Below are 21,333 nucleotides of genomic sequence, written 5' to 3'. Positions count from 1 at the left end.
GAGAGTATGAATAAGCCCAGCATTTCGACCGCGGCCACCGGCAAGGTCGGCAACTATATTACCCAGAATGGTTCGGTCCAGTTCGATGAAGGTAAGGATCGTTACCTGACCGTCATGATGGGCGAAGCTTACGTGGAAGGGTTCGTGTTCGATCCTGCGACCAACACCACCACCTGCGCAATTGCAATTTCACCGTTCGTCAAGGGGGCGAAGCCCTGCATGGTGAGGGTCGAAATGGCGAAGCTGTCCAATCCCAAGGCAATCTGCGAAATCCTCGGCGCGCGCGGTATTGTCGTCTGTCATGCACAGCATGCGTCGAAGTACCTGCTCGCGTCGGCGGTGACTGCGGGCAAGCTCGCAGCACGCGAGCTGGTGAAGAGTCCACGCTGGGTCGCCGGCCATCGCGCATTCTTCACCGGGAAGAAGCTGATCGCCAGCAGCGGCATCGATGTGGACAGCTTTTGGGTCGAGTGTTCCCGCGACAGTGCAATGCAATCGCGCGGGACGCCGGAGGGCTGGCGCACGCAGATCGGTACGCTCATTGTCGCGAACCCGATCATGTTGGCGATGACCTGTATTTCGATCGGCAGCCCTTTCCTGGACCGTCTTGGTCTCAGTTCGAGTCTCTATAATCTCTGTGGGCCGAAGGGACTTGGCAAGACCCTCGTGCAACAATGCGCCGCCAGCATCTTTGGAAATGCGGTTGATCCAGCGCAGGGTGCGCAGGTGCAGGATGTCGCGTATATCGCCCGATTCAACGGCACCCTCAATGGCTTCGAGGTGCTCTTGGGCAGGTACAGCCCCTTGCCGGTGCTGCTCGATGAATTGACCGAGGGCAGTGCGTCGATTGTCTATCAGGCGTGCTACATGATGGCTTCGGGCGAAGGCAAGCATCGCATGACTTCGACCGGTGAGGCGGCGGCACGCGAGCGCTGGCAGTCGAACGTTATTGTGTCGGCCGAAGTGTCGATTGCCGATACTATCGCGGCCAGTGGGAAGCCCATGCATGGCGGTCAGTCGGACCGGGCTATCGATATTCCAATCGGTGATGTTGGCGTGCTGAACTGCTTCAGTTCGTTCGACTCGTTCAACGCCGCGACCAGTCATCTCAAGCGCGCATGTGGCGAGCAGTACGGTACGGCAGGGGAAGCCATCATCCAGTACTGCTGCGATAACCCGGACGTGGTGAACGACTTGTTGGCGATGGCGCCGGATATCGAGAACGAACTGCTGCCGCCGGACTGCGGGCCTGGCGAGCGTCGGGTGGTCAAGCGCTTCGCGGGCGCAGTTGTGGCCGGTCGGATCGCGGTCATGGCCGGTGTCTTCGATGAAGACGCGCTGGACAAGATTGATGCGGCAATCAAGTTGGTCGTTTCCCTGTGGTGGGGCGCACGGTCGCGGGCGTTGGACCGCGTTCGCCAATTCCTTGATGAAAACACGGCGGACATTCAGATGGGTAAGCCCGAGCTTGACTGCGAGGCGGTCGCGTTTGTGGCCGACGACATTACGGTCATCCCGGTCGATGTGTTTAACCGGGAGTTCGGCGGTGAAGGTGAAGCAACGCGCATGCTCAATGACTTGGCGGGTTTGAATGCCCTCAAGATCGAGCAGCCGGGACGGCGTGTATGTCGGTTCTGCAATAACCGCGTGCGCGGCTATGCGATCCTTACCAAACGGATCTGGCCTGATCTGGACTGCATTGCGGCCTAGTCTGCTTCCTCCCCCCCCCACGAAAAAAAATCGCTCAAGTGACCCTTGAGCGATTCTTCGTTTACGCCACCGGTATTGCTTTTGGCTGGGCCTTGGCGATTACGGCAGACACATGCGCACTGGCCTTGCGCAGGTTGTCCGAGGCCATGTGGGCGTACCGTTGCGAGGTCTTGCTGTCGGAGTGGCCCAGCAAGTGCTGCACTTCGTAGAGTGTGGCCCCGTTGTTGATCGCGAGGCTGGCGAAGCTGTGCCGCAGGTCATGAATCCGTAGATCGCTGATCCCTGCACGTTTCAGGACGCGCCTGAAGCCCTTGTACGGGTTGCAGATGGCTTCCCCCGCGTTTTTGCCGGGGAACACATAAACATTCCCAGCCTGCCGATCGCGCTGGCGAAGCAGCTCGATCGCGCCATCGTTGAGCAAGACAAACCTGCTCTTGCCGCTCTTCGTGTTCGGCAGGAACCACTGCCGCTTGTCGATGTCGATTGCGTCCCACCGGGCCAGCAGTACCTCGTTACGGCGTGCGCCGGTCATGAGCAGGAAGCGCAGCGCGTCAGCAAGCGGGCGGCTCGCTTCCTCGTCCAGGGCGTTCAGAAATGAACGGAGTTCGTCGCCGGATAGGTAGCGCTGACGCTGGTTGTTTTCCTGATGCATTCGTATTCCACGGACCGGGTTGGCCCCAACCAGCTTGCCCCAGATGATGGCCAGGTTGAAGCATCGCTTGAGCAAGGCGAGGTGGCGGTTAGCGGTGGCTGCACACTTCTGCAAACGTAAGCGGTCATGGAATTGCTGGATCGAATGGCTGCTGATTTGGCCAAGCGGAAGGTCGCCGAATTCGGGCAGGATGTTGCGGAGCCTGCTTTCGTCGTCCTTGGCGCTGCGCTTGGTGGCATACGCGTGCGGTAGATAGTCGTCGGTCACGAAAGTGCGAAGCGTTAACTGTGATGACGACGCGACCGTTGCCGCCGCCTGTGGGTCAGTTCCGGTAGCGATCTGGGCGCGATAGTCCAGCGTGCGGTGTCTGGCATCCGCCACGTCCATCTGCGGATAATCTCCCAGCTTCATGCTGCGCTTGGCACCGCGAAATGAATAGCGAAAAAGGAAATACTTGCGGCCACGGCGATTGACGATGATACGCAGTCCGGCAACCTCCGTATCGGAATACTCGCTCTCCTTCGCCTTGGCGTCGCCTGGGTGGGGAGGGAGTGCATCGATGAGTTTTTTGTTGAAGCGAAATTGTCTGTTCATGCATTGACTGTCCTTGATGGTGGGTTGGTGGGTTGATCGGACCGTGGAAAGCGTTCCGGGAAGTTCGAATCCGTGGAGCGGCGCACAGCGTCGACGCTCACGGTCAGATGGTGGTTGCTACGCTTGTGTCATCGCACGGTGTCCTATCTCAGCTCGGCTGCTGTTGCGGTCTCCGGTCCATTTCCGGTCGTGGTGGCGGCAGACCAGTGCGATTCGGCGAAACCCGCAGGAGTCAGTATTTGTCGGGCAGCAGGATCGTCGTGCTGGCGCGGTTAGCCTCGTTGATGAGCCAAAGGGGGACGGTGGGCGCGATGCGGTAAGAGGAAAGCATTTGACCGCCATCATGAATGGCAGCTTGATCCGCCCTGATGTCTTCCGCCAAGCTTGATCAGTCACCGGTAACATACCGGTCCAGTAATGTTGTCGGGCTGACGACAAGACCGCCTACCGCGGGTTGTGCGCCCTTGGCGATGTGGCTATCGCCAAGGGGAAAAGGGCGCGTTTGTCTTCTTGGTTTTCATGGTCTGTTGACGTGACTGTGCAGGGCGTACAGAGCTGGCCTGCACACCTTGCACACTGGTTGAGGGAGATTGCGAGATTTGGTAGGGGCCAGCGTTGCCGTCTGCTGCACCTGCCTAAACGCCGGGGTGGCGTTGACTGAGATTTGTGAGGGCCGGTAGCAGGGCGGGCGGGCCTACCGTACGCTCGGGCACTTAATCACGACAATGCGGATCCGATGCGCCCGTGTAATCGCCAAGACGTTTGGCGGATTGTCCGCTCTTTACCATTTCCGTCACTTCATCTTCGGAATGGCGCGCCGATATTCATCTTCGTGATGCTAAGCGTCATGGACTTCATCGTGCGACAAACTTTTCTCGCAAACGCGCTGCTTATGCTTGCTGTGAAGTTGATGACGGTGGTGATGCGCTGGAGTTTCGCCATTTCCGTTGGACCGATCGGCTTGGCATATTTGTACTTTCGCCACAGTGAAGCATCAAACTAGGTGCTTTGAGGTCCAATATCGACTAGCGCTTATAGCAGTTATAGCTGGGGAAAGTCCGGGGAAAGGTTGGATAGATGACTGCCCCCCACTCAGCGCATTCGCTAAGCTTGTCGAAGTGGACCAATTTGCCTGTAAATCGGCTCATCTATACCCTACTAGGTCGACGATTTTCAATGTCCATGTACGCGACGATGTTGCACACGTTGCACATGTTGCACACCCGTTCAATAGCGATCGGCAACTCAAAACCGACTCAGTGCGCTCTGCACGGCTTGCACACAGGCACGAGGAAAGTTACGATCTCCGTGCAGCTATCTTGTATAGTTACGACAGGCTTGCGCATTCTAAAACGAGATCTAGCTTAAAGCCGACTAGTTCATGGTGATGCTGATGTGCTACATTCCAGCAACATCACTACCTGATGGTGAGATGACATGAGTATTGTTTGGGAAATAGTGCTATAGTAACACTGCTCCATGTATTGACATGGAGGAGTGTTACAAGTTGTCAACTTCGCCCAGCTGCAGCCAAGCCAGGACAAGTGATAACAGAGTGACGACGGGATTCCGCAAGGACACCTCCAGTTGCATGTGAGCATGGTACGACATTTCTAACATACGCGGTTTGGCCCCTACGGGTGTAAAGGTAAGAGGATTACTTGGTCTATCCGGGAGAGCGGTTTTCAGATTGCCGCCATCTTCGCTCTCTCGGTTTGCTAGACTGGAATCAGAATGCTATCCAAAAAGGAACCTTGGTTTCGCAGGCGTGGGTACACCCATTTCGATCGTCCTGTTTCTTGTTTAACTGCATCAAAAATTGTGACCGACCCCCAGCGGGTTGCTAAACGCGGTTTCCTTCCCTTCATTGATTTTGACATTGTCACTTCTAAAGTGAAGTGGTGTGATGACTTACGAAGGTTAGTACGCAAATCAAAGCCCCGCAAAGTGGCGTATGCATCGCACATAGACAGCCACATATTTTCCTATTATTGCCATCTTCTAACCTCGAAGTATGAGGGCGAACTCAATAAGCGAGGGCTAAATACTAATGTATTGGCGTTCCGTACCTTGGGCAAAAGCAATATAAATTTTGCTGCGGAGGCATTTTCTTCTATTGCGGAACACAGTGAATGCCATGTTCTAGGATTGGATATCAAGGGGTTCTTTGATAATCTTGATCACGCAATCCTCAAGTCCCAGTGGGCTTCCGTTCTCGGTATGAACGTTCTGCCGCATGATCACTACGCGGTATTTCGCGCGTTGACCCGTTATTCGATGGTGAACCTGGATGCCACTTTGGACATCCTTGGACTTTCTAAGCACAATCAACGCGCTGCTGGTCTCAGGCTGTGCAGTCCTGAGGATTTCCGCGAAAAGATTCGTTCGGCCAAAATCATACGCAAACACAGTGATGTAAAGGGCATACCTCAAGGATCATCAATAAGCGCTCTCTTGTCGAATATTTACATGCTTGAGTTTGATGAGCGAATTGCGCGTTATGTAGGAAGTGTTGGCGGGAAATATTTCCGCTATTGTGATGATATGTTATTTATAGTTCCGCCTAATGAGGCGTCGAATTGCGAAAAATTCGCTACCGATTATATATCAGGTATTAAGCTGGGAATCCAGCCTTCGAAAACTGAGCGAAGGCACTTTCAAACAATTAACGGTTGTTTGCGCTCAGAAAAGCCACTCCAATATTTAGGCTTCTTATTTGATGGGCAGCGCGTGCTGTTACGGTCTGCGTCTTTGGCACGATACTCAGATCGCCTCCGTCGTGGAGTAAAATTAGCCAAGGCGACGATGCGCAAGAGGAATCAACTGCGAATCGATCGAGGAGGGGAGCCGCGGCCCTTATTTATGAAGAGCTTGTTGAGGAAGTACACTTATTTCGGTCGACGTAATTTCATTAGCTATGGATATAGAGCTGCACAATATCTGGATTCCAAGGAAATAAGGAAACAATTGCGCCCATTGTGGAAGAGGTTCCAGAAAGAATTAATGCGGTGATGTACTTATTGCTTCCGCTTTAGCGGTTGGACCCCAATCACTGTCGGATGTACAGATTTTATTCAATCCGCTCCGACTTGGCGGTGCTGAAGCAGTACAGTGGCGCTGTTCAATCGGATCACTAGCATGGCCGAGCGTGAGCGTTAGCAAATCTGGAAGACGAACGACGTTCTTCCCAGCCTATAGCGTTTCTCTACAAGTGCCCTGTAGCGGTTATAGTCAGGGAACGTCGGGGGAAGGCTTGGATAGATGACTGCCCCCCCATTCAGCGCATTCGCGAGGCTCCTCGAAGTGCCCTAATTTTCGTGCGAGGGGGCTGTCTACACTAGGCTAATCAGAAGAATTTCGATTTCGAGGTGCGCGAAAATGTTTTGCACACTTAGAATACATCATAATCCAAAGAACATCCTTCGATCTTCATCCTTATGTATATCGAATTTCGCTGCATGGTACAGCGAAGGGTCGATTGAATTTGACCATAGCTGAAATGGAAGTTCATCAAAACATATTTCAGCAATTATTGAGCAAAAATCTTTCTTGTAACAATCCTGAAGGATTTTTAGGTTTGTTGATGGGAAACTATCTTTGAATTCCCTATTGAACTCAGGATAGAAATATCGAATCAGTGCGGCCTCATACAAAGAAATACGTTCGGCCTCAGTCGTGTTAAACAATTTTGTCAAGCCGGACTCGATTCTCGCTGCACCATCCTCTTGCGTTTTAGCAAATGGATTCATGGAAGTGATAATCTGATTATTTGGCTGAACCGCCAAGAGTAGTAAGGTTATTTTATAACCTTTCGGCACGCCTTTTAACGAAATTTTCTGGAGTGTCTCGTGCTTAAGTAGGCGGTCGATAGCATTCCGTGATCCATCCTGGCCGTAAGCCTGTCCCACATATTTAACCTCGAAGAGAATATCCTTTGACTCTGCACTAACCTTCTGCTGGATGTCGTCATCTTTCGGCCATATCTTTTCGCCAGCACTATTTTGCAAATAAGACCGGTTCTCATCTGTTTTTAGCGAAAAACCGGCTGGTATAGGATAAGAAATGCTGTACTGTTTTCCTAGAACTTCGAATTTAAGCTCTAGGGTACTTTCTTTCTGTTCGACGCTGGTAAGTTCAATTATTGGAGTATATCCAATGAGATAGATATGACATTTTTCTATAACGCTCATGAAAGGCGCCAGAGCATCTTTGTCATATATCGCTTCAGCGGGAATTGTGCAATAGCTCAATGCATACATGCTCAATGCATGTTCAATGTCAAACCGTGCTTGCCCAAAAAATTCTTCTATGTTTAACCGCTTATCCGCTTCGGGGTGTTCCATTGTGTTTGTCTCCACGTAAATAGACGTTTAAAAATCACCATTTCCCGACTAACTCGCGTCTAGTGAGATTGGTCGTTTCGATCTTTCCGTAATTATCGCTAATCGTTATGGATGGGGCCATTTTATGAGGAACTGGACGATGCCAATTGTACGCAATATTAATAATATCGCCTAATTGGACGCGATTGAATGGCTGTGGTCACAGTTGACGAAGCGGGGAAATGTCGATTGGATTGCCGGACCCCTTGTGACCAGAGGTTGTCCAACAAAAGTGCACTATCGTTCACGTGTTGAAGTCGGTTTCGACTTGCGTAGTCAGAGAAAGTCGCTGTTGATGCTGAGGGCCAAACGAGGCTGCACGCTTTCCGAAGCGACCAGAGAGCGACCAGAACGCAAAAAGCCCACGAACGTGAATTCGTGGGCTTCTTGGTAATTCGTGGTAGGCCGTGCGGGATTCGAACCTGCGACCAACGGATTAAAAGTCCGCTGCTCTACCAGCTGAGCTAACGACCCGAAAGAGGCAGCATTATAGCCGGGTGTTCCGGTTTGCGCTAGTGTCCATTGTGCAACTCACGCTGATGCCAGCGCCGCAGTCACCTTCAACACCTCGTCCACAGTCGTGACGCCCTCGACCACCTTCATCGCCCCCGCGATCCGCAGCGGTTTCATCCCATCCGCCACGCTTTGCTGGCGCAGCTTCTGGATATCGCCCGACTCCCGAACGATGTGCGCGAACCCTTCGCTGACCGTCAGCAATTCATAGATACCAATCCTGCCCCGGTACCCGGTCTGGCGGCATTCTGGACAGCCGATCGGCCGATACACAACGGCAGGCTTCGGAATATTCCAGGCCCCACCAATGCTCTGCCACACTTCGTCGCTGATCTCGCCGCCCGGCGCCTTGCAATCAGGGCAGAGCGTGCGCACAAGCCGCTGCGCCATCACGCCAATCAGCGTCGCTTCCAGCAGATAATCCGGCACTCCCAGCTCCAGCAAACGCACCACAGCCGCCGGCGCATCATTCGTATGCAGTGTCGAGAACACCAGGTGCCCGGTCAGCGCCGCCTGGATCGCCATCTCGGCCGTCTGCAAATCGCGAATCTCGCCGACCATGATGATGTCAGGATCCTGCCGCATCAACGCACGCACGCCATCCGCAAAAGACAAGTCGATCCCCGGCTGTACCTGCATCTGGTTAAACGCTGCCTCGACCATCTCGATCGGATCTTCGACCGTGCAGACATTCACCTCACTTGTGGCCAGCGCCTTGAGCGTTGTATACAAGGTAGTGGTCTTGCCCGACCCGGTTGGCCCCGTGACAAGGATGATCCCGTGCGGGCGGCTGGTCAGCGCATCCCAGCGCTGCGCATCTTCAGGCGGGAATCCCAGCTCCGGCAGGGTCTTGACTACCACCTCCGGATCGAAAATACGCATCACCAGCTTTTCGCCAAATGCCGTCGGCAGCGTCGATAAGCGCAATTCGACTTCCTGGCCGCCAGCGGTACGCGTCTTGATGCGGCCATCCTGCGGACGGCGTTTTTCGATGACGTCCATCCGTCCCAGCAGCTTGATCCGCGCCGTCATCGCAATCATGACGACTGCGGGCACCTGGTAGACCTGGTGCAGCACGCCGTCGATGCGAAAACGGATCACCGCCATTTCGCGCTTTGGCTCCAGATGGATATCCGAGGCCCGCTGCTCGAAGGCATAACTCCATAACCAGTCGACGATGTTGACGATGTGCTGGTCATTCGCATCGAACTGCTTGTTCGATTTCCCCAGTTCGACCAGCTGTTCGAAGTTGTTCCGCATCGCCAGGTCCTGCCCGGTGTGGCGGTTGGCATCGCGGATCGTCTTGGCCAGGCTGAAGAACTGCGAGATGTACTGGGCGATATCGAGCGGGCTGGCCAGCACCAGTTCGATCTTGCGGCGCGAGACCTTGGCGATCTCCGCTTCCCACTCGATATTCGCCGGGTCGGCTGTCGCCACAACCAACGTTGACCCGGTCATTTCCACCGGCAGGATATTGAAGCGCGCCGCATAGCTGGCGGACATCACGTCCGCCACCTTGGTGAAGTCGATCTTTAAAGGATCGATACGGATGAAGGGCAGGCCGACCTTGGTCGCGCACCATTCGGTCAGCACGTCCAGGGTCAGCAGCCGGTGCGGCGGTTGCGCGGACACCAGCTTGCACTGGGCCACGGCCGTAAGCGGATGCATGGAGCCGACCGCATTCTTCAGGATGCCCTGGGCCTGGGCGAATTGCGCCTTGACCGCTTCCTTGGTGACGATGCCGTCAGCCAGCAGCCAGGAGAAGATCGATTGCAGGTCGAGCGCGCGCAGGCGCGGCGGCTTGGCGGTCGATGGGACGGCATGCGTGTTCACGTTCGGCTCCCGGCAGTAAACGTTCAGTCGGCGGCGAAGATGCCCTTGACCCAGGACTTGGCCGGCAACTTGGTGGCGGCTACGATCTGCGCGGCCCGGGCAGCCAATACTTCTTTATCGAGTTGCGGCCGGTCGCGGAAGCACAGCGCCACGACATTGCCGTCATGGACTTCCGGCAGGCAGATCACATGGTCGAAGGCGAACTTCATGGCTTTTAGATTCTTGGCAAAACTCGGGTGGTCGCCGAACAGGTTGACCGTCATGATGCCACCCTCAACCAGGCAGTCGTTGCAGGCCTGGTAGAACTCTGGAGTATCCAGCACCGGCCCGCGCGCCGTTGCGTCATACAGGTCGCATTGCAGGACATCGAAAGCGCCATGGTTGCTTGGGTCGTGCACGAAGTCCATGGCGTCGGCCGTCAACACCGCCAGCCGTTCGTCGTTCTCGGGTAGCTTGAACATCGATGCGCAGATGCCGATCACCGATTCATTGAGCTCGACGGCGGTGACGCTCGCTTGCGGGAACTGGCGATAGCAGAATTTGGTCAAGGTACCAGCACCGAGTCCCAATTGGGCGATGGCGCGCGGCGATTCGATGAACAGCATCCAGGCCATCATCTGCTGGGCGTACTCGAGCTCCGGCCAGTCTGGTTTGCGCAGGCGCATCGCGCCTTGCACCCATTCGGTGCCGAAGTGCAGGTAGCGGACGCCGTCCTGTTCGGACAAGGTGACGGGGGCGAACTTGGGCTTGCGCGTGGGGCGGCGCGAGGATTCGGCCTGTTCGATGGATTTGCGTTTGATGAGCATAGGGCGACCTGGTTGAATCGCCCTATTATCGGGGGAGGGGTTCCCGCAGCGCAAGCACGTTAGCCCCGGTGCTGCCAATCAGTGCCGGCAGCGGCGCCGGCAGCGGATCAATATCCGTCGATCGGCTGGACCGACACGCGCAGGCGCACGCGGTTGCCCGGATCGCGGTTCATCAGCGTGGTGTAGGACTGGCCACGGTATTCGTAGGTTACGTCGTAGCCGGCGGTGCGCGATTCGTACGCATCGACGTTGCGGCACTGGCGCACGGCCTGTTCCTGCACGCCTTGCGGCCGGTTATTATTTTCCGCACGGTCGCCGACCATGGCGCCAGCGATGGCGCCCGCCGCCGTGGCGGCTACGCGGCCGCTGCCGCTGCCGACCTGGTTACCCAGCAAGCCGCCGACGATACCGCCGACGATACCGCCTCCGGCGCCGCGTTCCTGCTGGACCGGCACCTGCACGTAATCGGTGCGGCATTCCTGGCGCGGCATGCGGATCTGTTCCACGCGCGGCTGCACCCGCACCACGCGGCCGAAGTCTTCGAAGTCGGTGCCCTGGGCCTGGGCCAGCGGCAGAGCGGCAAAACCCATGGCGGCAATCATCAGTTTGGCTTGGATGTTCATGTTCTACCTCATAGTGGGAATCAAGGAGTCCGGAGGGAGAACATCCCCTGGACTTTCATACTTCATATGGTAATCCCGCTGGCAGGGTGCACCGGATCCGCGTGGCAACAAAATGTAACAGGGGTGCGAGGCATTTCTGCTTATCGCCAGAATGACAGGGCTCGTGCAGAGAGCCCGGAAGCCCCGTATTTGCTCCTACCAATTCTTACAAAGTCGATTCCTGGAATCACATTTGGGTTGCTTCCAATACCACAAAACGTTACCCTTACACAAATCAGGGACTTTTATTGGCGTTTGGAAACGAAAGCAGGAGAGAACAGCGACGTATGCCAACCGTCGCGGCGTGGCGCTTTGGCGAATACGTGCTACCCACATGGTCAATTTGAGGACAAAATGAGTTTGTTGATGAGAGTGCCGCCCAATCTTGTGCAATCGATCCGCGCCTTCCGCGTGGCCGAGCTGCAGCAGGAGGCTGCGCGCCTGGGTCAGCACTTCCTGTATGCGCATTGCGCCAATACCTTGACCAAGCAACAGGTCTGCTCCCGCATCGGCGAAAACTTTTATTTCCCCAAACCTTGCAGCAAGAATTTCGACGCGCTGCGCCGCTGCCTGACAGAGACCGTGGCCGAAGCCGGCCCTCAGCCAGGCTTTCTTGTGGTGCTGGAACAACTGCCGAGCGCCCAGAAATTCGACAAGGAAGCACGCGAGAACCTGCTCGACGTCTTCCGCGACGCGGCCGAGTTCTGGGCCGAAAAGAAGGTCCCATTTAGAGTATTTTACTCTTTCGCCATTCCGGCGTAAGAACCGAAGCCTCCCCCGGTTCCCGGGGTTGCCCCCGTGCCTTACGGTACAATGCGGGGTATGAAAAATATTGTGATCCTCATTTCCGGCCGCGGCAGCAACATGGAAGCGGTCGTACGTGCAGCCGAAAACGAAGGATGGCCGGCCCGTATCGCAGCGGTCATCAGCAACAAACCGGAAGCAAAAGGCCTGGAATTTGCCAAGGCCCGCGGCATCCCGACAGCCGTCGTGGCCAACAAGGACTTTTCCAGCCGGGCCGAGTTCGACGCGGCCTTGCAGGAATCGATCGATCGCTTTGCCCCCGACCTCGTGGTGCTCGCCGGCTTCATGCGCATCCTGACAGCGCCTTTCGTGGCGCATTACGAAGGGCGCATGCTGAACATCCATCCGTCGCTGCTGCCGCTGTTCCCGGGGCTGGGCACGCACCAGCAGGCACTCGATGCCGGTGAAACCGAGCATGGCGCGACCGTCCATTTCGTCACGGCCGAGCTCGATCATGGCCCGGTGGTGGCGCAGGCACGCGTGCCGGTGCTGCCGGACGACACCGAAGACACGCTGTCTGCCCGCGTTCTCGTCGAGGAACACAAGTTGTATCCCCATGCGGTGCGCCTGTTCGTTGAAGACAGGCTCAGTATTACAGACGGCGAAGTGCGCATCACGAATGCTGCGCCCGCCGAAACCACAAGCATTTAACTAAGGAAATTCATGAGATTGCCACCAGCAATCCTCGGCAATACGGAAGAGGTATTGCGCGAGGTCCTGCGCTTTATGTCGCCGGCCGACGTTACCCTGTCGCGTTACTTCAAGGACCACCCGCGTTTCGGTGGCCGCGAGCGCGGCGTCATCGCCGAAGCAGTCTATGCGGTGCTGCGCAATAAATCCTTCTTCACCGATTTCGCCGGCGCCGGCAACACGCCGTCGATGCGCAAGCTGGCCCTGCTGGGCCTGGCTGAAACCGCGGGCATCGACGCCCTCGGCGGCCTGAGCGAGGACGAGACCCATTTCCTCACCCGCATCAAGGAAGTCGACCGTACCCTGCTGCCGCCACAGATGCAGGCCAACCTGCCGACCTGGCTGTACGACAAGTTCGTCGCCCAATACGGCGAGAAGGAAACACTGGAACTGGCCGCTGCGCTGAATACCCCGGCGCCGCTCGACCTGCGTGTGAATTCGATCAAGTCCAACCGCGACGACGTGATGGCCGAACTGGCCAAGGCGCCGATCGCCGCCGAGCCGATGCCTTACGCTCCGCTGGGCCTGCGCGTGCTGAAAAAACCTGCGCTGCAGAACCTGCCGCTGTTCAAGGACGGCGCCATCGAAGTACAGGACGAGGGCAGCCAGGTGCTGTCCCAGATCGTCGGCGCGCGCCGCGGCGAGATGGTGGTCGACTTCTGCGCCGGCGCCGGCGGCAAGACGCTGGCACTGGGCGCCACCATGCGCAATACCGGCCGCCTGTATGCCTTCGACGTATCCGAAAAACGCCTGGCCAAGCTGAAGCCGCGCATGGCGCGCAGCGGCCTGTCGAACGTGCATCCGGTGCTGATCGCGCACGAGCGCGATGCCAAGATCAAGCGCCTGGCCGGCAAGATCGACCGCGTGCTGGTCGACGCACCGTGCAGCGGCATGGGCACCCTGCGCCGCAATCCGGACGTGAAGTGGCGCCAGCGCCCTGAAGCCATCGGCGAGATGCAGGAAAAGCAGGCCGCGATCCTGGACGGCGCGGCGCGCCTGCTCAAGGGCGGCGGCCGCCTGGTGTATGCCACCTGCAGCCTCCTGAATGAAGAGAACGACTTCATCGTCGAGCAATTCCTGGGCACGCATCCGGACTTCGAGCTGGTCCCGATGAGCAAAGTCCTGGCCGAGCAGAAGATCCCGCTCGAGATGGGCGATTACCTCAAAATGCTGCCGCACAAGCACCAGACCGACGGCTTCTTCGCTGCCGTGCTGGAGCGCAAGGCCAAGGCCAAGGCGGAGCCAGTAGAGAAGGCCGCCGCCGACGCGGACGACGCTACCGAGGACGCATCCGGTAGCACCGACGCCTGAGGCCGCGGGCATGCCGCTCCAGCAACTGCTGGCCGACCTGCTCGGCGACATCCCCAAGCCTGCCATCCTGTGGCAGGCGCTTGCGATCGTCCTGTGCGTGGCCGCCGGCTGGGGCCTGGCGCGGCTGATCCACCGCTCGTGGCTGCAGAATCACCAGCACACGGGCCTGATCGGTGTCGGCATGGGCAGCTTTGGCCGCGTGCTGGGGCCGCTCTTGACCCTCGGCCTGCTGGCGGCAACCCGCGCTGTCATGGCCGGCTACCAGAGCGTGCACCTGCTCGACGTTGCGGTGCCTCTGGCATCCTCGCTGGCAGTCATCCGCACCTTCTTCTACTTGCTGCGCCGCATCTTTGCACGGCGCGGCCAGTTGGGCGAAGCGCTGAAAACCTTCGAAAAGATCTTCGCACTGGTCGTCTGGCTCGGCGTGGCCCTGCATATCACGGGCGTGCTGCCGGATGTAATGCGCTTCTTCGAGCGTACTTATCTGCCCTTGGGTAAAAACGGCATCAAGTTGTCCGACCTGGTCGAAGGCATCGTCTCGATCGTGGTGCTGATGATGCTGGCGCTATGGGCCGGCGCCGCGCTGGAAGAGCGCCTGATGCGGGTCGACCGCATGCACAGCTCGCTGAAGGTGGTGCTGGCGCGCATGAGCCGCGCCGTGCTGATCCTCGTTGCCGTGCTGTTCAGCCTGTCGCTGGCGGGGCTAGACCTGACCGTGCTGTCGGTGTTTGGCGGCGCCCTCGGCGTCGGCCTTGGCCTGGGCATGCAGCGTATAGCGAGTAACTACGTGTCCGGCTTCATCATTTTGCTGGAACGCAGCCTGACCATCGGCGACCCGATCACGATCGACAAATACTCGGGCAAGGTGGCGCGCATCAACACGCGCTATACCGTGCTGCGCGGCGCGGACGGCACCCAGACCCTGTTGCCGAACGAGATGCTGATCACCGGCGTGGTGCTGAACCAGTCTGCCTTCAACCGCAACGTGCGCGCCACCACCAGGCTGACCGTGTCCTATGACAGCGACCTGTCGGTCGTCATGCCGCTGCTGGAAGCACAGCCGAGCGGCGTCGCCCGCGTGCTGGAAGATCCGGCCCCGAACGTGCTGCTCAATGCCTTCGCGGCGGACGGTTACGAACTGGAAGTCGGCTTCTGGCTGGGCGATCCGGAGAACGGGCAGGGCGGTCCGATTTCGGACGTCAACCAGAAAATTTACGCCCTGGTGAAGGCTGGGACGATAAAACTTGGTCATCCGACTATTGATACCCGCTTACTCGATGCGCATATAACATCGCTTGTGGCACGCACCCCGGTTTAAGGTGAATTAAGGCACGCACGCGTGCCGTGCGTCATTAGAACCGCGTAAAATGCATGGTTGCAGGCTGCCGCGTCAAGGTGGCCCAGGCAACTTCTTGGAGACTCAATGGATTTCTTTAGTAGCGAACCAGTGCAAGCCGTGCTGCAATTCATGTCCACCGGCCTGCTTGACTTCACCGGCTGGGAAGTATTCTTCGCCACGCTGGGGCTGACGCACATCACGATCGCCGCTGTGACGATCTACCTGCATCGCCACCAGGCGCACCGGGCGCTCGACCTGCACCCGATCCCGAGCCATTTCTTCCGCTTCTGGCTGTGGCTGACCACTGGCCAGGTGACCAAGGAGTGGGCCTCGATCCACCGCAAGCACCACGCCAAATGCGATACCGAGGAAGACCCGCACAGCCCACAGACCCGCGGCATCCGCAAGGTGCTGTTCGAGGGCGCCGAGCTGTACCGTGCCGAGAGCAAGGTCAAGGAAACCATGGAGAAGTATGGCCACGGTACGCCGGACGACTGGATCGAGCGCAACCTGTACACCAGGCACAGCGCCATGGGCGTCGTGCTGATGCTGTTCATTAACGTTGCGCTGTTCGGCATCGTCGGCATTTCGGTCTGGGCCGTGCAGATGATGTGGATCCCGATTACTGCCGCCGGCATCATCAACGGCATCGGCCACTACTGGGGCTACCGCAACTACGACTGCAGCGATGCGGCAACCAACATCATCCCGTTCGGCATCCTGATCGGTGGCGAAGAGCTGCACAACAACCACCACACCTTTGCCACCTCGGCCAAATTGTCGAGCAAGTGGTACGAGTTCGACCTGGGCTGGGGCTATATCCGCATCCTGGAAACCCTGCGCCTGGCCAAGGTGAAGAAAGTCGCGCCAAAGCCGGAGTTCGCCAAGGACAAGCTGGTGGCCGACCTCGACACCCTGCAGTCGGTGATCGCCAACCGCTACGACGTGATGGCGAAGTACGCCCTGTCGGTGCGCCATGCTTTCCGCGAGGAATTCGAGCACCTGAAGCACAAGGCCGAGCTGGAGACGCGCTTCCTGAAGAGCTCGCGCAAGCTGATGCAGCGCGAGCCGGCCAAGCTGGAATCGTCGCAGAAGCAGCAACTGGTCGAACTGTTCGAGCACAGCAAGGCGCTGGAAACGATGCACCAGATGCGCGTGGAACTGGGCGCGATCTGGGAACGTTCGCATGCGACCCGCGACCAGCTGCTGCAGCAGTTGCAGGACTGGTGTGCACGCGCCGAAGCCTCGGGCATCAAGTCGCTGCAGGAGTTCTCGCTGCGCCTGCGCAGCTACGCATAAGCAAGCTTCAAACTGCATACCAAAAAAGCTCCTTCGGGAGCTTTTTTTACGTGCGCTGGATACTCACTGTTTGTGGCCTGGCGTGCGGAGCAGTCTGGCGCCGAATTCATCTGCCACAGCGCGCCAGTGAGTTGAAAGCGCGGCCGGCGGAGCCGGCCAGCCTACGGTCATGCCAACGCTGGCCGGCAGGGCAGAAATTTTTACAGATGGAAAAATAAAAAAGCCGCCAGTCGAAACGGGCGGCTTTTCGGGAGAAGCAAGATCGATTACTTGATCTTGGTTTCCTTGTAGATCACGTGCTTACGTGCTTTTGGGTCGAATTTGGTGATTTCCATTTTCGCCGGCATCGTGCGCTTGTTCTTGGTGGTGGTGTAGAAGTGACCGGTACCTGCGGTCGATTCCAGCTTGATTTTGTCGCGGCCAGTTTTTGCCATGATAGCTCCCTAATTAAACTTTTTCGCCACGGGCACGCATGTCGGTCAGCACGGCATCGATGCCGAGCTTGTCGATCACGCGCAGACCGGCGTTGGACAGACGCAGGGAGACCCAGCGGTTTTCCGATTCCACATAGATGCGACGGTTCTGCAGGTTCGGCAGGAAGCGACGCTTGGTTTTGTTGTTAGCGTGGGAGACGTTGTTACCAACCATCGGGCCCTTGCCAGTAACTTGGCAGACACGTGCCATAGTGCACTCCTTAAATAATGTTCCAGGACTGGAAAAACGAGAGTATAGCGTGAAAACAGACAGCAAATCAATCACTTGCAGAAAACAATTGTGACTTTCGATGATACATAAATTTAACAATTGTAGATGAGCTCGATATGGCGGGATTTTCACGCCCCGCCCGGACAGTTCGTACAGCTGGCGGCGTCGTATTTGCATCCATGCCAGCCATTGTTGCGGATCGCCTTCGACTCTCATCCTTGAGCCCGTAGCTCGTTGCTCACAAGACAGGCATGCTAGAGTCGGCGCCCCCAAGCTGTCATCGACACCGCTCGTATCGACGCCAACAAGCAGATGGGCGCCCTCGTGACCCGCCTGCTGACCGTCAACTGTGCCGCACAGACGCGCGTGGCAATCCAGGCAGCCGGTGGACAAGGCATGGCCTCGGCATTCAAGTCGCTGGGCGAAGTCGCCATGATGGAACTGATGTCGAACCAGCAGGTCAATGAGGCGGTGAGCGCCGATGCGGAATTTGTCGACAAGAAGTAGGTGGAAGAAGTCCTCGGCAAGTAAGCCTTACAGCTGTCCGTGCTCGGCAAACGAATGCACCTGTATGCCGGCCACCACGAAATGGTCGAGCACCCGGATATCCACAAGCCCCAGCGCCTGGACCAGGCTTGATGTCAGGCGCAGGTCCGCTTCGCTGGGTTCCGGTGCGCCGGAAGGATGGTTGTGCGCCAGGATGACGGCCGCGGCATTGCGCCGCAGGGCGGCCTTGACGACCTCGCGCGGGTAGACGCTGGTATGCGTTAGTGTGCCGCGGAACATTTCTTCATAACTGATGAGCCGGTTCTTGACGTCGAGGAAAAGCACGACGAAGGACTCATGCGCCTGCAGCGCGAACTGGCTGCGCAGGTATTCCCTGACTGCGTCCGGCGAGCACATTCCGGTGCGCTCGAAATTCTCGGCCACGGCGCGCCGCGTCAGCTCGACGGCCGCCTGCAGCTGGGCATACTTGGCGGGGCCGAGGCCGTGCAGCTCGCCGAACTCGCCCGCAGTCGCATGCAGCAGCCGGTGCAGCGAGCCGAAATGCTCTAAGGTGTCGCGCGCCAGCGCCACGGCGCTTTTTCCCGCCACGCCGACGCGCAGGAAGATCGCCAGCAGTTCGGTATCCGAGAGCGCGCCCGCGCCGGCGCTCATCAGGCGTTCGCGCGGGCGTTGCTGCTCCGGCCAGTCACAAATTCCCATGTCTGATCCTTGCCATAAAAAAGAGCGTCCTGCGGCGCGGGAGCCCGGCCGTGGCTTAGTAGCGGTAAAATAGCGGATTGCCTGCAACAGGCTTGCCTGTCATAACAAACGAACATGTCCAACGTCCCGTCGTCCACCCCGTCTGCTGCTGTCGTCAACGACGCGTCCTACCTGACCCTGCATTATCGTTTGGCTACCGCCGACGGTACTGATCTGATCACTACCTTTGCGGGCAATCCGGCCACCTTGATGCTGGGACAGGGCCAGTTGGCACCGTTCCTCGAGCAACGCCTGATCGGCCTGGCGGAAGGCGCGCACCAGACTTTCGAGCTGAGCGCGCTTGAGGCCTTTGGCGAGCGCAACCCCGAGCTGGTGCAGTCGGTGTCGAAGGCCACGCTGGCCGAGAATTCGGTGCCGGATGCGGACTACAAGGTGGGCGAGCTGGTCGAGTTCAATGCGCCCAAGGGCGGACGCTTTGCCGGCATGCTGCTGGAACTGCGCGAGACCTCGGCGCTGTTCGACTTCAACCACCCGCTGGCCGGCCAGGCCCTGCAGTTCGAAGTGAAACTGATTTCGGTGTTGTAAAACAGGACCCTCCATGGAAAACGAAATTCTGCTAGCCCAGCCGCGCGGCTTCTGCGCCGGCGTGGACCGCGCCATCGAGATCGTCGAGCGCGCTCTGCGCCAGTTCGGCGCCCCGATCTATGTGCGCCACGAGATCGTGCACAACGCGTATGTGGTCGAAGACCTGCGCAACAAAGGCGCGATTTTCATTGAAGACCTCGACGACGTCCCGCCCGGCAATACGCTGGTCTTCTCGGCACACGGTGTCTCGAAAGCCGTCCGCCTCGAGGCGGAATCGCGCGGCCTGACGATTTTCGATGCGACCTGCCCGCTGGTGACCAAGGTCCACGTCGAAGTGGCAAAGATGCGCAAGCAGGGCTGCGAAATCATCATGATCGGCCACGACGGCCACCCGGAAGTCGAGGGCACCATGGGCCAGGCCGAAGAGGGCATGCACCTGGTTGAAACGGTGGGCGACGTCGCCACGCTTCATGTCAACAACCCGGACCAGCTGGCCTACGTCTCGCAGACCACGCTGTCGGTCGACGATACCGCCGAGATCATCGAGGCGCTGAAAGCACGCTTCCCGAACATCATCGAGCCGAAGAAGGGCGACATCTGCTACGCCACCACCAACCGCCAGGAAGCCGTGAAATTCCTCGCGCCCCAGGTGGAAGTCGTGATCGTGGTCGGCAGCCCGAACAGCTCGAACTCGAACCGCCTGCGCGAAGTGGCAGACAAGATGGGCACGCCGGCCTATATGGTCGACAATGCCGCCGCCATCGATCCGCAGTGGATCGCCGGAAAGAAGCGCATCGGCGTGACCGCCGGCGCCTCGGCCCCGGAAGTGCTGGTGCAGGCCGTGATCGACCGCCTCAAGGAATTGGGCGCGGCCAGCGTCCGTGCGCTCGAAGGCGTGGAAGAGAATGTCGTGTTCCCGCTGCCGAAAGGCCTGGACGGGGCGCGGGTTTCGTAGGGTATAAGGTAAGCCGGATCTCGTAGGGTGGGCAGATTCTGCCCCACGCGGTGATAGTTAGCTGCAAGATCCCCCGCACGAGAGCGAAGCCGTCAGCGATCACCGCGTGAGGGCACAGCAGGCCACCGGCCTGCTGTGCCCTGCCCACCCTACGATTTCGCGATGAATTTGCTGGAACGGTACTGTTTCGGGTATTAGTTTTCCGTCTGCCAAGTTATGATGACAGCGCTCGGAATCGTCGTCATAGACAAAGCAAGCATGCGATAGCACGGCCATGAGCGGCACTGCGGGTTTCCCGGAGTGCCGCTTTTTGTTAGCCGGCCCGGTTTTTTGGAAACTAGACAAGCGAAACGATGGAAACCTTCATCCAACAAATTCTCAACGGCCTGGTATTGGGCAGCATGTATGCCCTGGTCGCCCTCGGCTACACCATGGTGTACGGGGTGCTCAACCTGATCAACTTCGCCCACGGCGACGTCCTGATGATCGGCGCGATGGTCGGCCTGAGCCTGCTGAAGCTGCTCGACGCATACGCTCCCGGCCTGCCGGGCTACCTGCAGCTGGCCATCGCCATCCTCGGTGCAATTCCGGTGGCGATGCTGGTGAATATCCTGATCGAGCGGGTCGCCTACCGGCGCCTGCGCAATGCGCCGCGACTGGCGCCCCTGATCACCGCGATCGGCGTGTCGATCCTGCTGCAGACCTTCGCCATGATGATCTGGGGCCGCAGCCCGCTGCCGTTCCCACAACTGCTGTCGCCGGAACCGATCTCGATCGGCGGCGCATTGATATCTCAGACTCAGGTGCTGCTGCTGGTGCTGGCCGCGATCGCGATGTTCAGCCTGGTGCTGCTGGTCGAGCGCACCCGGATGGGCCGCGCGATGCGCGCGGTGGCCGAGAACCCGCGTGTGGCGGGCCTGATGGGCGTGGATTCGAACCGCGTCATCGTCGCCACCTTTGCGATTGGCGCCGCGCTGGCGGCGGTGGCCGGCGTGATGTGGGGCGCGAACTACGCCTCGATCACCTTTACTATGGGCGTGCTGCCGGGGATGAAGGCCTTCTGCGCCGCGGTGCTGGGCGGGATCGGGAATATTTACGGCGCCATGATCGGCGGCATCCTGCTGGGCATTATCGAAGCGCTGGGCGCCGGCTATATCGGCGACCTGACCGGCGGCTTCCTGGGCAGCCACTACCAGGACATCTTCGCCTTCGTCGTGCTGATCCTCGTGCTGACCCTGCGCCCGTCCGGCATCATGGGCGAGCGCGTGGCCGACCGCGCTTAAAAAG

General features: G+C 58.4%; 20 protein-coding genes, 1 tRNA gene and 1 pseudogene. 11 read left to right on the top strand and 11 right to left on the bottom strand.

All coding sequences use genetic code 11. The features are described from left to right. Nucleotides 1-6: 6 nt before the first annotated feature. Entirely contained in the window at nt 7-1,710 is a 1,704-nt protein-coding gene (locus HGB41_RS07005) for a DUF927 domain-containing protein (protein ID WP_171082576.1), read from the top strand. Nucleotides 1,711-1,771: 61 nt separating this feature from the next. Here HGB41_RS07005 and HGB41_RS07000 read toward each other — a convergent pair whose 3' ends face one another. Together HGB41_RS07000 and HGB41_RS06995 are read right to left on the bottom strand one after the other, a co-directional pair. Beyond that, the gene (locus HGB41_RS07000) at nt 1,772-2,956 is read right to left on the bottom strand and encodes a tyrosine-type recombinase/integrase (RefSeq protein ID WP_171082574.1); all 1,185 of its coding nucleotides are present in this window, start codon (nt 2,954-2,956) and stop codon (nt 1,772-1,774) included. 232 nt (nt 2,957-3,188) lie between these two features. Continuing rightward, on the bottom strand, nt 3,189-3,338 hold the full coding sequence (locus HGB41_RS06995) for a plasmid related protein (protein WP_171082573.1): 150 nt from the start codon (nt 3,336-3,338) through the stop codon (nt 3,189-3,191). A 1,352-nt stretch (nt 3,339-4,690) separates the two neighbouring features. On the opposite strand from HGB41_RS06995, the gene drt2 reads away from it, so the two are divergent. After that, nucleotides 4,691-5,968, top strand: a complete 1,278-nt coding sequence (gene drt2 / locus HGB41_RS06990) for an antiviral reverse transcriptase Drt2 (protein WP_171082572.1) — start codon at nt 4,691-4,693, stop codon at nt 5,966-5,968. Between the two features lie 389 nt (nt 5,969-6,357). Here drt2 and HGB41_RS06985 read toward each other — a convergent pair whose 3' ends face one another. From HGB41_RS06985 to HGB41_RS06960, 6 genes and pseudogenes are all read right to left on the bottom strand, one after another. Beyond that, on the bottom strand, nt 6,358-7,299 hold the full coding sequence (locus HGB41_RS06985) for a hypothetical protein (RefSeq protein WP_171082571.1): 942 nt from the start codon (nt 7,297-7,299) through the stop codon (nt 6,358-6,360). 34 nt (nt 7,300-7,333) lie between these two features. Next, nucleotides 7,334-7,474 (bottom strand): annotated as a pseudogene (locus tag HGB41_RS23955) (DUF2026 family protein); the annotation flags it as partial. Nucleotides 7,475-7,736: 262 nt separating this feature from the next. Then, nucleotides 7,737-7,812, bottom strand: a tRNA-Lys gene (locus tag HGB41_RS06975). 57 nt (nt 7,813-7,869) lie between these two features. Beyond that, the gene (tfpB, locus tag HGB41_RS06970) at nt 7,870-9,684 is read right to left on the bottom strand and encodes a type IV pilus assembly ATPase TfpB (RefSeq protein WP_503827417.1); all 1,815 of its coding nucleotides are present in this window, start codon (nt 9,682-9,684) and stop codon (nt 7,870-7,872) included. A 23-nt stretch (nt 9,685-9,707) separates the two neighbouring features. Next, nucleotides 9,708-10,490, bottom strand: a complete 783-nt coding sequence (locus tag HGB41_RS06965) for a spermine/spermidine synthase domain-containing protein (protein WP_171082570.1) — start codon at nt 10,488-10,490, stop codon at nt 9,708-9,710. A 107-nt stretch (nt 10,491-10,597) separates the two neighbouring features. Beyond that, nucleotides 10,598-11,113, bottom strand: coding sequence for a glycine zipper 2TM domain-containing protein (locus HGB41_RS06960; protein ID WP_171082569.1), 516 nt, complete (start codon nt 11,111-11,113; stop codon nt 10,598-10,600). Nucleotides 11,114-11,506: 393 nt separating this feature from the next. Here HGB41_RS06960 and HGB41_RS06955 point away from each other — a divergent pair, with 393 nt between their 5' ends. The 5 genes from HGB41_RS06955 (at nt 11,507) to HGB41_RS06935 (ending at nt 16,595) form a co-directional block, all read left to right on the top strand. After that, a complete protein-coding gene (locus tag HGB41_RS06955) occupies nt 11,507-11,914 on the top strand; it encodes a barstar family protein (protein ID WP_171083465.1) in 408 nt (135 codons plus the stop codon). Nucleotides 11,915-11,974: 60 nt separating this feature from the next. Continuing rightward, a complete protein-coding gene (gene purN, locus HGB41_RS06950; protein ID WP_171082568.1) occupies nt 11,975-12,607 on the top strand; it encodes a phosphoribosylglycinamide formyltransferase in 633 nt (210 codons plus the stop codon). Between the two features lie 12 nt (nt 12,608-12,619). Further along, nucleotides 12,620-13,957, top strand: a complete 1,338-nt coding sequence (locus tag HGB41_RS06945; protein ID WP_171082567.1) for an RsmB/NOP family class I SAM-dependent RNA methyltransferase — start codon at nt 12,620-12,622, stop codon at nt 13,955-13,957. A 10-nt stretch (nt 13,958-13,967) separates the two neighbouring features. After that, nucleotides 13,968-15,275: a mechanosensitive ion channel family protein gene (locus tag HGB41_RS06940; RefSeq protein WP_171082566.1), complete on the top strand. Its 1,308-nt coding sequence runs from the start codon at nt 13,968-13,970 to the stop codon at nt 15,273-15,275. 105 nt (nt 15,276-15,380) lie between these two features. After that, nucleotides 15,381-16,595 carry a DesA family fatty acid desaturase gene (locus HGB41_RS06935; RefSeq protein ID WP_171082565.1) on the top strand — a complete coding sequence of 405 codons (1,215 nt, stop codon included), beginning with the start codon at nt 15,381-15,383 and terminating at the stop codon, nt 16,593-16,595. A 266-nt stretch (nt 16,596-16,861) separates the two neighbouring features. Here HGB41_RS06935 and rpmG read toward each other — a convergent pair whose 3' ends face one another. Further along, a complete protein-coding gene (gene rpmG / locus HGB41_RS06930) occupies nt 16,862-17,029 on the bottom strand; it encodes a 50S ribosomal protein L33 (protein WP_005665735.1) in 168 nt (55 codons plus the stop codon). Nucleotides 17,030-17,042: 13 nt separating this feature from the next. Next, a complete protein-coding gene (gene rpmB, locus HGB41_RS06925) occupies nt 17,043-17,279 on the bottom strand; it encodes a 50S ribosomal protein L28 (RefSeq protein ID WP_171082564.1) in 237 nt (78 codons plus the stop codon). Between the two features lie 333 nt (nt 17,280-17,612). On the opposite strand from rpmB, the gene HGB41_RS06920 reads away from it, so the two are divergent. After that, nucleotides 17,613-17,807, top strand: coding sequence for a hypothetical protein (locus tag HGB41_RS06920; protein WP_171082563.1), 195 nt, complete (start codon nt 17,613-17,615; stop codon nt 17,805-17,807). Between the two features lie 27 nt (nt 17,808-17,834). On the opposite strand, the gene radC is transcribed toward HGB41_RS06920, so the two are convergent. Next, complete coding sequence (gene radC / locus HGB41_RS06915) at nt 17,835-18,506, bottom strand: RadC family protein (RefSeq protein ID WP_171082561.1); 672 nt, start codon at nt 18,504-18,506, stop codon at nt 17,835-17,837. Nucleotides 18,507-18,620: 114 nt separating this feature from the next. Here radC and HGB41_RS06910 point away from each other — a divergent pair, with 114 nt between their 5' ends. The 3 genes from HGB41_RS06910 to HGB41_RS06900 all read left to right on the top strand — a co-directional run bounded on the left by HGB41_RS06910 (nt 18,621) and on the right by HGB41_RS06900 (nt 21,329). Continuing rightward, the gene (locus HGB41_RS06910) at nt 18,621-19,091 is read left to right on the top strand and encodes an FKBP-type peptidyl-prolyl cis-trans isomerase (RefSeq protein WP_171082559.1); all 471 of its coding nucleotides are present in this window, start codon (nt 18,621-18,623) and stop codon (nt 19,089-19,091) included. Between the two features lie 13 nt (nt 19,092-19,104). After that, the gene (gene ispH / locus HGB41_RS06905) at nt 19,105-20,046 is read left to right on the top strand and encodes a 4-hydroxy-3-methylbut-2-enyl diphosphate reductase (protein ID WP_171082557.1); all 942 of its coding nucleotides are present in this window, start codon (nt 19,105-19,107) and stop codon (nt 20,044-20,046) included. A gap of 353 nt (nt 20,047-20,399) precedes the next feature. Continuing rightward, nucleotides 20,400-21,329 carry a branched-chain amino acid ABC transporter permease gene (locus tag HGB41_RS06900; RefSeq protein WP_171082555.1) on the top strand — a complete coding sequence of 310 codons (930 nt, stop codon included), beginning with the start codon at nt 20,400-20,402 and terminating at the stop codon, nt 21,327-21,329. Nucleotides 21,330-21,333 lie beyond the last annotated feature (4 nt).

The sequence above is a fragment of the Telluria aromaticivorans genome, from assembly GCF_013003915.1.
Lineage (GTDB): Bacteria > Pseudomonadota > Gammaproteobacteria > Burkholderiales > Burkholderiaceae_D > Telluria > Telluria aromaticivorans.
Note: the sequence above shows the minus strand (reverse complement) of the source record. Positions and strands in the feature narration are given on the sequence as shown.

Coding starts and splice junctions, on each gene's coding strand:
- rpmB (WP_171082564.1), bottom strand. CDS start 17,279: ATGGCACGTGTCTGCCAAGTTACTGGCAAGGGCCCGATGGTTGGTAAC.
- drt2 (WP_171082572.1), top strand. CDS start 4,691: ATGCTATCCAAAAAGGAACCTTGGTTTCGCAGGCGTGGGTACACCCAT.
- HGB41_RS06945 (WP_171082567.1), top strand. CDS start 12,620: ATGAGATTGCCACCAGCAATCCTCGGCAATACGGAAGAGGTATTGCGC.
- rpmG (WP_005665735.1), bottom strand. CDS start 17,029: ATGGCAAAAACTGGCCGCGACAAAATCAAGCTGGAATCGACCGCAGGT.
- HGB41_RS07000 (WP_171082574.1), bottom strand. CDS start 2,956: ATGAACAGACAATTTCGCTTCAACAAAAAACTCATCGATGCACTCCCT.
- radC (WP_171082561.1), bottom strand. CDS start 18,506: ATGGGAATTTGTGACTGGCCGGAGCAGCAACGCCCGCGCGAACGCCTG.
- HGB41_RS06985 (WP_171082571.1), bottom strand. CDS start 7,299: ATGGAACACCCCGAAGCGGATAAGCGGTTAAACATAGAAGAATTTTTT.
- HGB41_RS06955 (WP_171083465.1), top strand. CDS start 11,507: ATGAGTTTGTTGATGAGAGTGCCGCCCAATCTTGTGCAATCGATCCGC.
- ispH (WP_171082557.1), top strand. CDS start 19,105: ATGGAAAACGAAATTCTGCTAGCCCAGCCGCGCGGCTTCTGCGCCGGC.
- purN (WP_171082568.1), top strand. CDS start 11,975: ATGAAAAATATTGTGATCCTCATTTCCGGCCGCGGCAGCAACATGGAA.
- HGB41_RS06940 (WP_171082566.1), top strand. CDS start 13,968: ATGCCGCTCCAGCAACTGCTGGCCGACCTGCTCGGCGACATCCCCAAG.
- HGB41_RS06910 (WP_171082559.1), top strand. CDS start 18,621: ATGTCCAACGTCCCGTCGTCCACCCCGTCTGCTGCTGTCGTCAACGAC.
- HGB41_RS06965 (WP_171082570.1), bottom strand. CDS start 10,490: ATGCTCATCAAACGCAAATCCATCGAACAGGCCGAATCCTCGCGCCGC.
- HGB41_RS06960 (WP_171082569.1), bottom strand. CDS start 11,113: ATGAACATCCAAGCCAAACTGATGATTGCCGCCATGGGTTTTGCCGCT.
- HGB41_RS06920 (WP_171082563.1), top strand. CDS start 17,613: ATGGGCGCCCTCGTGACCCGCCTGCTGACCGTCAACTGTGCCGCACAG.
- HGB41_RS06935 (WP_171082565.1), top strand. CDS start 15,381: ATGGATTTCTTTAGTAGCGAACCAGTGCAAGCCGTGCTGCAATTCATG.
- HGB41_RS06900 (WP_171082555.1), top strand. CDS start 20,400: ATGGAAACCTTCATCCAACAAATTCTCAACGGCCTGGTATTGGGCAGC.
- HGB41_RS07005 (WP_171082576.1), top strand. CDS start 7: ATGAATAAGCCCAGCATTTCGACCGCGGCCACCGGCAAGGTCGGCAAC.